The 11946-nt window shown below is 69.4% G+C and carries 11 protein-coding genes; 8 read left to right on the top strand and 3 right to left on the bottom strand.

Going from position 1 to position 11946, the window contains the following annotated elements:
- Positions 1–2: 2 nt before the first annotated feature.
- Entirely contained in the window at positions 3–668 is a 666-nt protein-coding gene (locus LCL87_RS06115) for a TetR/AcrR family transcriptional regulator (RefSeq protein ID WP_225017709.1), read from the bottom strand.
- A gap of 102 nt (positions 669–770) precedes the next feature.
- On the opposite strand from LCL87_RS06115, the gene LCL87_RS06110 reads away from it, so the two are divergent.
- Genes LCL87_RS06110 through LCL87_RS06090 form a run of 5 tightly spaced genes read left to right on the top strand, consistent with a single transcriptional unit; the run spans position 771 to position 6419 of the window.
- Positions 771–1961, top strand: coding sequence for a lipid-transfer protein (locus LCL87_RS06110; protein ID WP_225017708.1), 1191 nt, complete (start codon positions 771–773; stop codon positions 1959–1961).
- Between the two features lie 33 nt (positions 1962–1994).
- Positions 1995–2426 (top strand): type II toxin-antitoxin system Rv0910 family toxin, encoded by a 432-nt coding sequence (locus LCL87_RS06105; protein ID WP_225017706.1) that lies wholly within the window; start codon positions 1995–1997, stop codon positions 2424–2426.
- A gap of 4 nt (positions 2427–2430) precedes the next feature.
- Entirely contained in the window at positions 2431–3306 is an 876-nt protein-coding gene (locus tag LCL87_RS06100) for a MaoC/PaaZ C-terminal domain-containing protein (protein WP_225017704.1), read from the top strand.
- A gap of 37 nt (positions 3307–3343) precedes the next feature.
- Positions 3344–4213: an SDR family oxidoreductase gene (locus LCL87_RS06095; protein WP_225017702.1), complete on the top strand. Its 870-nt coding sequence runs from the start codon at positions 3344–3346 to the stop codon at positions 4211–4213.
- A gap of 4 nt (positions 4214–4217) precedes the next feature.
- On the top strand, positions 4218–6419 hold the full coding sequence (locus LCL87_RS06090) for an acyl-CoA dehydrogenase family protein (RefSeq protein WP_225017700.1): 2202 nt from the start codon (positions 4218–4220) through the stop codon (positions 6417–6419).
- A 148-nt stretch (positions 6420–6567) separates the two neighbouring features.
- Here the strand turns inward: LCL87_RS06090 and LCL87_RS06085 are convergent, their stop codons facing one another.
- Positions 6568–8172 (bottom strand): acyl--CoA ligase family protein, encoded by a 1605-nt coding sequence (locus LCL87_RS06085; protein WP_225017698.1) that lies wholly within the window; start codon positions 8170–8172, stop codon positions 6568–6570.
- Between the two features lie 147 nt (positions 8173–8319).
- On the opposite strand from LCL87_RS06085, the gene LCL87_RS06080 reads away from it, so the two are divergent.
- A complete protein-coding gene (locus LCL87_RS06080; RefSeq protein ID WP_225017696.1) occupies positions 8320–9171 on the top strand; it encodes a LuxR C-terminal-related transcriptional regulator in 852 nt (283 codons plus the stop codon).
- Here LCL87_RS06080 and LCL87_RS06075 read toward each other — a convergent pair.
- Positions 9161–10435 carry an MFS transporter gene (locus tag LCL87_RS06075; RefSeq protein ID WP_225017694.1) on the bottom strand — a complete coding sequence of 425 codons (1275 nt, stop codon included), beginning with the start codon at positions 10433–10435 and terminating at the stop codon, positions 9161–9163. The genes LCL87_RS06080 and LCL87_RS06075 overlap by 11 nt on opposite strands.
- Positions 10436–10507: 72 nt before the next feature.
- Between LCL87_RS06075 and LCL87_RS06070 the strand changes: the two genes are divergently transcribed.
- Both LCL87_RS06070 and LCL87_RS06065 read left to right on the top strand, forming a co-directional pair.
- A complete protein-coding gene (locus tag LCL87_RS06070) occupies positions 10508–11215 on the top strand; it encodes an FCD domain-containing protein (protein ID WP_225017686.1) in 708 nt (235 codons plus the stop codon).
- 43 nt (positions 11216–11258) lie between these two features.
- Positions 11259–11786: a gamma carbonic anhydrase family protein gene (locus LCL87_RS06065; protein WP_225017680.1), complete on the top strand. Its 528-nt coding sequence runs from the start codon at positions 11259–11261 to the stop codon at positions 11784–11786.
- Positions 11787–11946 lie beyond the last annotated feature (160 nt).

Here is an 11946-nt window from a genome sequence, read left to right as displayed (position 1 = left end):
CATCACACCTGGAGTTCGGCGACCGGCGTCGACGGCTCGATGTCGACGCCCAGCGCTCGGAGATTCGCGTCGAGCACGCTCCAGATGGAGATCTCGAGGAACCGGGCGAGGTCCTCGCTCGGCACGGGACTCTCCGGCTGGCTCAGCCACCGGTTGACGGTGGCGTCCACCAGTCCGACGAGGGCGAACGCCATCGGCTCCGCGAGGTTCGACGTCACGCCGCGGCGATCGAGGATGCCGGCGAGGAGTGCCCCCAGCTGGATACCGATCGCGGTCTTGGTTCCGGTGACGGCGCGCGAGCCCACGGTCTTCCGGCTCGGCGCGCCCTTGCCGAGGAACGCGTGCAGGCGGGGATGCTCGACGATCCACCGCAGGTAGGTGTCGACCGCGAGCACGATGGCTTCCCGCACCGTGCCGTGCGGCGTCAGCACCGGGCCCAGGTCCGCCATCATCGCGTCGATGATTCGCAGCCGGATCTGCTCGTCGAGGTCGCCGCGGTCGGCGAAGATCCGGTAGACGACGGATCGGGGTACCTGCGCGCGCTCGGCGATCTGCTGGACGCCGATGTCGGTACCGCCGTCCTCGACCGCCTCGAGCGCGGCTTCGAGGATCCGGTCGCGCCGCTGCATCTTGTGGTCGTCCCACCGCGTCGCGCGCCCGTCCGTCATTCGGCGAAGAGTACTCGGGCGGGCATTGACTGGACAGTGTGTCTCACTTACTTTTGGTCGGACAGCGTGTCACACACAACTTGATCCGGATCGGGAGTCGGCATGAGCAACAGGGTTTTCGTCGTCGGGGTGGGGATGACGAAGTTCGAGAAGCCGGGGGCGCGCGAGTGGGACTACCCCGACATGGCGCGGGAGGCGGGGACGAAGGCGCTCGAGGACGCGGGCATCGACTACCGCGAGGTGCAGCAGGCGTACGTCGGCTACGTGTACGGGGAGTCCACGTCCGGGCAGCGCGCGGTCTACGAGCTGGGGCTGACCGGCATTCCGATCGTCAACGTCAACAACAACTGTTCCACCGGATCCACCGCGCTCTATCTCGCGACGCAGGCGGTTCGCAGCGGTCAGGTCGACTGCGCGCTCGCGCTCGGGTTCGAGAAGATGCAGACCGGTTCCCTCGGCACGACGTACGACGACCGCGAGCAGCCCATGATGCGGCACCTGCTCGCGCTCGCGGAACTGCAGGAGTTCGCGATGCCGCCCGCGCCGTACATGTTCGGCGCCGCCGGCAAGGAGCACATGGAGCGCTACGGCACCACCGCTGAACAGTTCGCGAGGATCGGCGTCAAGAACCACCGGCACTCGATCAACAACCCGTACGCGCAGTTCCAGGACGAGTACACGCTCGAGGACGTGCTCGCCTCGAAGCCGATCTACGGCCCGCTCACCAAGCTGCAGTGCTCGCCGACGTCGGACGGTTCCGGTGCCGTGGTCGTCGCGAGCGAGGACTTCGTCGACCGCCACGGGCTCGCGGGCCAGGCGGTCGAGATCGTGGGCCAGGCGATGGTCACCGACCTGCCGAGCACGTTCGAGGACCGGAGCGCGATCAGCCTGGTCGGCGCCGACATGACCCGCACGGCCGCCCGTCTCGTCTACGAGCAGGCCGGGATCGGTCCGGCCGACATCGACGTCATCGAACTGCACGACTGCTTCTCCACCAACGAGCTGCTCACGTACGAGGCGCTCGGGCTGTGCGCCGAGGGTGAGGGCGGCAAGCTCGTCGACGCCGACGACACCACGTACGGCGGTCGCTGGGTGGTCAACCCGTCGGGAGGCCTCATCTCGAAGGGACACCCGCTCGGCGCGACCGGCCTTGCGCAGTGCAGTGAACTCACGTGGCAGCTGCGGGGGACCGCCGACAGGCGGCAGGTCACCGATGCCACGGTGGCGCTCCAGCACAACATCGGGCTCGGCGGCGCCGTCGTCGTCACCGCGTACCGACCCGCAGAACGCTGAATCCTTCCGTCCCACAATCCTCCAGGAGTAGTCATGGCTTCCGTTTCCGTCTCCGCCGCCCTGCCCGCCGCGCCCGACAAGGCGTGGGACGCCCTGTCCGACCTCTCCCGCTGGGAGGAGTGGCTGACGATCCACCAGGGCTGGAAGAGCGAGCTGCCCACCGAGGTCCGAATCGGCGCCACCTTCACCGAGGTGGTTTCCGTGATGGGCATGGCCAACAAGATCGAGTGGACCGTCACCGAGGTCGAGGTGCCGAGGCTGGTGAAGATCGCCGGCACCGGCATGGCCGGTGTCACGGTCGAATTCACGCTCCGGGTCGAGCCCGACGGCTCGGGCTCGAAAGCCGTCATCGACGCGAGCTTCAAGGGCACGATGATCGTCGGCCCGATCGGCAAGGCCGTCGCCAAGAACGCGGCCGCCGATCTCGAGGCGTCGCTCGCCAAGTTTGCCGAACTGGTCGGGTAGCGGGATGACCACGCCCACTGTCGAATTCGACACCTCCGGGCTCGGGGTGTGGACCGACCCCGAACGGTTCGAGGTCACCGCCGAACGCATCGCCGAATACGCGGCCGCCACCAACGACCCCATCGAGCGGCACCTGCGCGGCGAGATCGCTCCGCCGGTGTTCGCCGTCGTGCCGGCATTCACCTCGATGGCGCCCGCGGCGCTGTCGGTCGCGCCCGTCGAACTGCTCATGAAGCTGGTGCACGGCGAGCAGGACTTCCACTTCCACCGTCCGATCCGGCCCGGCGACGCCCTGGTGGTCCGCGCGAAGCCGGTCGGTTTCACCGGTCGGGAGAACGGTTCCACCGTCGTCGTGTACGTCGAGACTCGAACGGACGGTGGGGAACTGGTCAACGAACAGTGGATGACGGCGTTCTTCCGCAAGGTCGACGCCGGACCCGGCCTCGGTGACCAGGCGCCGCCGCACCGGTTCGACGAGGCGCTGCCGGCCGCGGATCCGTCCGCCGTCGTCACCGCGCACATCGACGACGACCAGACGTTCCGGTACTCGCCGGCGTCGGGCGATCCCATGCCGATCCACCTGGACGACGAGATCGCCCGCATGTCCGGACTGCCCGGCATCATCAACCACGGGCTGTGCACGATGGCGTTCACGTCGTGGGCCGCGCTCACCGAGTTCGCCGACGGGGATGTCGAACGGCTGAAGCGACTCGCGGTCCGCTTCGCGAAACCCGTTCTGCCCGGGCAGCACATCGAGACCCGATTCTGGAGAACGACCTCAGAACCCGGCACCTCGACCTATGCGTACGAGACCGGTGTCGGCGACGACCTGGTGATCAAGGACGGCCTCGCCGTCATCGCAGATCGACCCGCCGGCTGATCCGGCGACTGACTTCGTGACGAGAGGGGAACACATCATGGGAACACTGGACGGGCGCGTCGCGATCATCACCGGCGCGGGACGGGGCATCGGCCGCGAGCACGCACTGCTGTTCGCGCGGGAGGGCGCGGCGGTGGTCGTCAACGATCTCGGCGGCGCCAACGACGGCACCGGATCCGACGCGGGTCCGGCGCAGCAGGTGGTAGACGAGATCGTCGCCGCGGGCGGACGGGCGGTCGCGAACACCGACAACGTCGCCGACTGGGCCGGTGCCGAGGCGCTCGTCGCCCAGGCGGTGCGCGAGTTCGGTCGCCTCGACATCCTGGTGAACAACGCCGGCATCCTGCGTGACAGCTTCATCGCGGGCATGGAGGAGAGCCAGTGGGACGCCGTCATCGCGGTGCACCTCAAGGGGCACGCCGCGACGCTGCACCACGCCGCCGCGTACTGGAAGGCGCAGGCCAAAGCCGGTGAGCCGGTTCAGGCCTCGGTGATCAACACGGCGTCGGCGTCGGGCACGTTCATGCCCAACGCGGGGCAGGCAAACTACGGGGCCGCGAAGGCCGGCATCGCCGCCCTGACCCTGGTGGCGGCGGACGAACTCGAGCGGTACGGGGTGCGGGTCAACGCGATCGCGCCGATCGCCCGCACCCGGCTCACGCTCGCCACCCCCGGCATGGGGGCGCTGTTCGCCGCCGAGATCCCGGAGGGTGAGTTCGACGCGTTCGCGCCGTCGAACATCTCGCCGCTCGTCGGGCGCCTGGCGGCGGCCGACTGCAAGCTGACCGGCAAGGTGTACGCCGTCCAGGGCGGGGCGATCTCGGAGTTGATCAACTGGCACGGCGGCGACACCATCGAGAGCGACGGCCCGTGGACCGTCGGCGATCTCGCGGAACGACTGGGCTGAGCGCATGGGACGCAACGCGTACGAACTCGGACTCGGACTGAGCGACGAGCATGTGGCCCTCGCGGATTCGGTGCGCGCCTTCGCGGAACACACGATCACCGCCGAGCACGTGCGCGCTGCGGTCGAAGCGCGCACCGAGGACCGCTTGCCGCCGTTCTGGTCGGCGCTCGCCGGGCAGGACCTGCCGGGGCTCGCGGTGCCCGAGGACCGAGGCGGCCAGGGGGCCGGTCTGCTCACCCTCGCGGTGGCGCTCGAGGCGCTGGGACGGTCGGTCGCGCCGGGGCCGTTCGTGCCGACCGCGGCCGCCGCCGCGGTTCTCGGCGCGGCCGACTCCAAGATCGGGATCGAGGTGCTACCGGGTCTGCTCGACGGGACACGAACGGCGACAGTCGCTCTCGGACGCCCGCTCGCGGCAGATCCGGTGGGCGACGGCTACTCGCTGTCGGGGACCCTCGACGCGGTGGTCGCCGCCGAACACGCCGACGTGCTGCTGCTGCCGGCGCTCGTCGGCGACGTGGTGCGCTGGATCGTCGTGGACCGCGCCGACCTCACCGTCACCCCGCAGGACGGCGTCGACGTCCTTCGCGGATCCGCGCGGGTCGAGGCCGCCGCGCTCGCGGTCGGCGGCGACCGGATCCTCGACGGGCTCGGCGACCGCCGGGTGCGGTCCATCGTGTCGGTGGTGCTGGGCGCCGAGGCCGTGGGCGTGCTGTCCTGGTGCGTGTCGACGGCGGCCGAGTACGCGAAGACCCGCGTCCAGTTCGGCCGTCCGATCGGTCAGTTCCAGGGCGTCAAGCACAAGTGCGCGCACATGGGGATCGCGCTCGAGAAGGCGCGGGCCGTGATCTGGGATGCGGCGTCCGCGCTCGACAGCGACGACACGACAGCCGATTTCGCGGCCGAGGTGGCGGCGGTGATCGCGCCCGACGCGGCCGTGCAGGTGGCGCAGGACTGCATCCAGGTGCACGGCGGCATCGGGTTCACGTGGGAGCACGACGCGCACCTGTACTACCGTCGCGCTCTCGCGATCCGCGGCGTGCTCGGCACACGTGAGGAGCGGGTGGAGCGCGTCGCCGAGCAGTCGCTCGCGGGCGTGGTCCGGCAGTCGGAGTTGGAGCTGCCGGCCGCGGCCGAGGACCTGCGCGTGGCCGTGCGCGCGGCACTCGAGCCGATCGCCGCGATCGACGACGAGGACGAGCAGCTGATCGCGCTCGGCGACGGCGGCTGGGTGCAGCCGCACCTGCCGAAGCCGTACGGGCGCGGTGCGGGACCGCTCGAGCAGATCGTGATCGCGCAGGAGGTGAAGTCGGCGGAAATTGCGATGCCGCAGTTGCTGATGGGTGGCTGGGCGGTGCAGGCCGTGGTGGCGCACGGCTCGGAGAAGCAGAAGCAGGAACTGGCCGTGCCCACCCTGCGCGGCGATCTGGTGTGGTGCCAGCTGTTCTCCGAGCCCGGTGCCGGATCGGACCTCGCGTCGCTGACCACCCGCGCCGAGAAGGTCGACGGCGGATGGAAGATCACCGGCCAGAAGATCTGGACCACCGTCGCGCAGTTCGCGGACTGGGCGATGCTCATCGCCCGCACCGATCCGTCGCGGCCCAAGCACGAGGGCATCACGTACTTCGTGCTCGACATGTCGACACCGGGGGTCACGGTGCGGCCGCTGCGGGAGATGACGGGCTCGGCGTTGTTCAACGAGGTGTTCCTCGACGACGTCTTCGTCCCGGATGAGAACGTCGTCGGGGACGTGAACGACGGCTGGCACGTCGCCCGCACGACGCTGGCCGGCGAGCGGGTGGCACTGAGCCAGAAGATGGAGGCGTACGCGAGTGACAGGGATCTGCTCGAATTCGCGCGCGGCCGAGACCTCGGCCCGGTCGGACGGCATCGGTTCGGTGAGCTGATCGCCGAGAGTCAGGCGATCGATCTCATCGGGGCGCGGCTGGTGCTGAAACAGCTCTCCGGTGCGGACGTGAGCGCGACGTCGTCGGTCGGCAAGCTCCTGGGTATGGGTCTGGGCCAGGCGATCTCGGAGTTCGTGGTGGCCGAGCTGGGACCCGCGGGAGTGGTGGCGGTGCCCGGTGAGCCGAGCGACAAGGCGATGGAACAGCTCATCGCGGGCCGCGCGACGACGATCTACGGCGGCACCACCGAGGTGCAGCTCAACGTGATCGGCGAGCGGATGCTCGGGTTGCCCCGAGACTGAGACCGACCGGGTCTAGGCGGAAAGGTACGAATCGCTCAGTTTTGTACAGATCGCTCGGTTTTGTACAAAACTCGAATCGCCGCGAACCTAGTTCTGCGTCGAGCGCGATGGGTGCCCCGCCGGAACAACCGGCGGGGCACCCCGCGTCTCAGTTCTGCATTGCGCGCAACTCGAACTTGAGCACCTTGCCGGTCGGGGTGCGCGGCAGGTCGAGCGGGAACACGATCTCCTCGGGCACCTTGAAGCGCGCGATCTTGCTCCGCGTGTGCTTGATGATCTCGTCGGCGGTCGCGGTGGCGCCCTTCTTGAGGATGACGAACGCCTTGGGGCGCTCGCCCCACTTCTCGTGCGGCACACCGACGACCGCGACGTCGAGCACCGCCGGATGCGACATGATCGCCTGCTCCACCTCGACGGTCGAGATGTTCTCGCCGCCCGAGATGACGATGTCCTTGGCACGGTCCTTGAGCTGGATGTAGCCGTCGGGGTGCATGACGCCGAGGTCACCGGTGTGGAACCAGCCGCCCGCGAAGGCCTCCGCGGTGGCGTCGGCGTCGCGGAAGTAGCCGAGCATCACGTTGTTGCCGCGCAGGACGATCTCGCCCATCGTCTCGCCGTCGGCCGGCACGTCCACCATGTTCTCGTCCACGACGCGCGCGTTCTCGGCCTGCACCATGCCGACGCCCTGACGGGACACCAGCGCGGCGCGCTCCTCGGGAGAGCAGTCGTCCCAGGCCTTCTGGTACTCGCAGATCGTGTACGGCCCGTAGACCTCGGTGAGTCCGTACACGTGGACGAAGCTCATGCCGAGCGCCTCGAGCTGGGCAATGGTGGTCGGCGCCGGGGGTGCGCCGCCGTTGGTGATCCGCAGCGACGGAACCGGATGGGCGCGATCGGCACCCGCGATCGTGGTGCACACCGCCGGTGCGCCGCACAGATTCGTGATGCCGAGATCGTCGATCGCGTCCCAGATGGCGTCGGCGCGCACCGCCCGCAGACACACGTGGGTACCGGCGGCCTGCGTGACGGCCCACGGCGTGCACCAGCCGTTGCAGTGGAACATCGGCAGCGTCCACAGGTACTTGGTGTTGCCGTCGAACCCGTTGTGGAACGTCACGCCCAGCGAGTTCAGGTACGCGCCGCGATGGGTGTACATGACGCCCTTGGGCTTACCGGTGGTGCCGGACGTGTAGTTGATCGATATGACCTGCTGCTCGTCCTCGACGCCCCAGTGCAGCGGCTCGTCGGTCAGGCCGTCGCGGCTGCCGACGAACTCGTCGTACTGCGCCGTCACCACACCGGCGGGGACGTCGGGGTACAGGATCGTCGAGTCCGGTATCTCGACGATCTCCGCAACGCTGCCGACGTTCTCCCGCGCGGTGCGCACCGAGCCCACCAGCTCGGAGTCCACGAAGAGGATCTTCACGCCCGCGTGGTCGAGGATGTACTCGAGCTCGGCCCCGGCCAGGCGCGAGTTGAGCGCCACCAGCACGCCGCCGGCCAGCGGTACGGCGAAGTGCGCGATGAGCATCTCGGGGGTGTTGGGCGACAGGTACGCGACACGGTCGCCGGGTTCGATGCGCGAGCGCAGCACGCGGGCCAGCCGAGCGGACTCGTCGGCGAACTCGCGGTAGGTGTAGCTCCGGTCCCCGTGGACGATCGCGGTCTTGTCTGGGAACACCGTGGCCGAGCGGTCCAGGAAGCGCAGCGGACTGAGCGGGGTGTGGTTCGCCGAAGCGGACAGTTCGGACACGAGTACCTCCGTGGTGATTGCACGTGACGGGCGTTACAAACCGTCGGGGCGACGCTAAGGGCGGTGGTCCACCGGCCGCTACCCTCGAAAGTGGGTATCCGCGGTGGGTGCCCGCGCCGATCGAGCGAGAGTGTGCCGAACGAACAGATGACCGACACCCTGCGACCGAGCGACGAGGACGCGATCCGCGCCGAACTCCGGTACCTGCGCACCAGCACGTCGCTGCCGGTGCTGTTCGGGGGAACGGTCGACGGGCGCAGCCTGCGGCTGTCGGGGTTCGTCGGGACGCGCGGTGCGATGCTGCGAGACCTGACGATCGACACCGAATGCGGACTGGGTGGTCGGGTCATGGCCGAGCAGCGTCCCGGTGCCGTCCAGGACTACGCGCATTCGCGGCACATCACGCACGACTACGACCACGAGGTGGCGAGCGAGGGAATCGAGTCGCTGCTCGCCGCCCCCGTCGTGGTGCGCGGGAAGACCCGGGCCGCGGTGTACGGCGGCCTGCGGGCCAACCTCCCCATCGGGGACGTCGTCGCCGAGGCCGTCATGCGGTCCGCGCACAAGCTCGCGCACGAGATCGAGGTCCGGGACGAGGTGGACCGCCGGATCGTGATGATCGAAAACGGGCGCGCCGAGTCGGCGGGGCACCGGGACCCGAGGGTGTCGGAGGGGATCGCCGAGAGCTACCTGGCGTTGCGCTCGATCGCCGATCGGCTGGACGACGCAGCCCTGACGGCCGAGGTGGAGGCCGTCGAGCAGAAGCTGCGTGGGCTGACCACCGGGCCGTCGGTGCCGGCCAAGATCGCACTGTCCGCCCGTGAGTTCGAGGTGCTCGTGCACGTCGCGCTCGGCTGCCGCAACGCGGAGATCGCCGAGCGGCTGGGCCTACGGCTCGACACGATCAAGAGCTACATGCGCAACATCATGACCAAGCTCGAGGTCCGCAGCCGGCACGAGGCGGTCGTCGAGGCGCGGCGGCAGGGGCTCATTCCGTAGCCTGTCCCGCCGGCTCGGATCGGCGGATCATGTTCAGGACCAACGTGATCAGGCACAGAATCGCTGCGGCCACCGAGAACTCCGCAACCGCTGTCGCGGTTCCCTGATACGTCACGAGGAGCCCGGCCGCGATCGCCGGCACGCCCAGGCCGATGTACGTGACGGTGAAGAAGGCGGCCAGCACGGCTCCGCTCGACTCCGGGGCCTGCACCGCGACGGCCGCACCCACCCGCTGCATGCCGCCCGCGAAGGCCCAGCCGTGCCCGATGCCCACCGCCACCGTCACGACGAAGAGCAACGGCAGGCTCGGAATGCGGTCGACGACGAACAGTCCCACCGTCCCGGCGAACATCACCCCGAGTCCGATGCGTTGCGCGACAAGCGGATCGATGCCACGCATGCTCAGCTGCGACAGCACAGAACACCCCATCACGAGCGCGGCGGCCGCCGCGCCCACCAGGAGGTTGGAGACACCGAGCAGTTCCGCGATCCAGGACGGCACGACCGACTGGAACAGTCCCACCGTGGCCCAGGCGATCGCGGCCGGAAGCGTTGCCAGGACGAACACCGACCGGATCTCGCGCGGAAGGCGCGGTACCTCGACGAGGCGACGCGGGGTGCCGTCGGTCCGTCCGCGGCGTTCCGACTCGGCCGCTTTCGGGAGGGCCACGAGGGCGACGACGCCCGGGACGAGAGCCACGGCGAAGAGAACGTACGGCAGCACGGTGGAGTGGGGGAGGTACTCGGCGACTGCGCCCGCGAGGAGCGGGCCGAGTGCCGCACCCGCCGCGGTGCTCGCACTCGCCGCGCGGGCGGCGCGCACGGTGTCGCGCGCCGGTACGTGATCGAGCAGGGCCGCCGCTCCGGCGGCCGAGCAGGCGCCCACCGACACTCCCTGGAGGACGCGCCCCACGACGAGCCAGGCGGTCGCGTCGGCAACCGTGAGCACGGCGGCCCCGGCGAGCCCCACGACGAGGGCTGTCACCAGGACCGGGCGCCGCCCCACCCGGTCCGACAGCGGTCCGAAGAGGAAGAGCGCAGGAACGAGTGCGGCGGCGTACACCGCGAAGATCACCGTCTGGGTGACGGGGCTGAATCCGAAGTCTGCACGGTAGATGCCGTAGAGCGCGGTGGGCATGTTCGCGCCCACCAGCAGGATCGCCAGGACGTACCCGATGCCGTGGAAGTGGCGCGCCGGCCAGCGAGGTACGCGGTCGGCGGAGTTCTGTGGGTCGGTCCTGGAGCGTACGGAAGTCGTCGGCACGAATACATCCTACGTAGGACGTCCCATGTATTCTGGGTGAGGGCGGGCGGCGACTCGTGTGAGGATGAACCGGTGACGGTTGTGCAGAGGGAATCGGCTTACCAGCAGGCGCTGGACTGGATGCGCGTCCGGATCGCGTCGGGAGACTGGCCGATCGGCGAACGGATTCCCACCGAGCCCGAGCTGACCGAGCTGCTCGGCGTGGGTCGCAACACCCTCCGCGAAGCGATCAAGTGCCTCACCTCCACCGGGATCCTGGAGATCCGCCGAGGGGACGGGACGTACGTGTGCGCTCGCACCGACATCGGCGGGCTCCTCACCCGTCAGGTCGCGGTCTCGGAGATGCTCCACGTCTACGAGGTCCGGCGGGCCCTCGAACTCGAGGCGGTGCGGCTCGCGTGCGCCCGCCGCACCGACGACGACATGCGGCGTCTGCGCGAGGCACTCGATCTACGGAACGAGACCGGCCGCAGCGGGGACGGCGCCGCGTTCGCCGACGCCGATCTCGCATTCCATGTCGCGGTCGTCGCCGCAGCCCACAATCCGGTCCTCGACGAACTGTTCGCCGGAATCTCGGAGCCGCTGCGCGCCACCTACGACTTCACCGAGGGCGTCCACGAACCCGAACTCGGGGCCGGGCATCATCAGAACGTCGTCGACGGGATCGTGCAGGGCGACGAGTCGCTCGCCATGCGCGGCACGTGTGGTCATCTGGACCTGTTCGTCGCCGGGGTGCACGAACGCCAGGCTGATGGCGAGGGCTCGACGGACGCCGGGTAGAAATCTCGAGAAGTACATTTCCCGTTCGAAAGGCGTTCTCCACGTGGCAATCTACCGGCTCGGCGACCTGGTGCCCGACGTCCACCCGACCGCGTTCGTGCACCCCGAGGCGGTTGTCGTCGGCGCGGTGACCGTCGGCGCCGAGGCCTCGATCTGGCCGTCGGCGGTGCTGCGGGCCGACTACGGGACGATCAGCGTGGGCGCGCGCACGTCCATCCAGGACGGCACCGTGCTGCACACGTCGGCGGCCTGGCCGACGGTGATCGGCGCGGGGTGCGTCGTCGGGCACAACGCGCACCTCGAGGGTGCGGTCGTCGAGGACGGATGCCTCATCGGATCGATGTCGACGTGCCTGCAGCGAGTGGTGGTGGGCACAGGCAGCCTCGTCGGTGCGGCCGCGCTCCTCACCGAGGGGACCGTCGTCCCGCCGCGTTCGCGTGTGCTCGGTGCGCCGGCAACCGTTGCGCCGCATCCGAATCCGGACGAGTTCGCGGATGGAATTCGACGTGGCGTGGCGACGTACGTCGCGAATGCCGCACGCTACCTGTCGGAGATGGAACGCATCGGCTGATCGCGGCGGTTGTCGCCGTCGTCGGTGGCGGAGTAGGGTGTCGTCGTTCGTGTCGAACCTTGCCCGCGTGCGGTCGCGGGATTTCGAGGAAAGAGGAGGTGGGGCTAGTCATGAGTAGCCAACCTCCGAGTACCAGCTGAAACTCAGGCAATCCACGCCA

It is taken from the genome of Prescottella equi, assembly GCF_020171745.1.
GTDB classification, from domain to species: domain Bacteria; phylum Actinomycetota; class Actinomycetes; order Mycobacteriales; family Mycobacteriaceae; genus Prescottella; species Prescottella equi_A.
The sequence above is the reverse complement of the archived record's forward strand: the minus strand, read 5'-3'. Positions and strand labels throughout refer to the sequence as shown.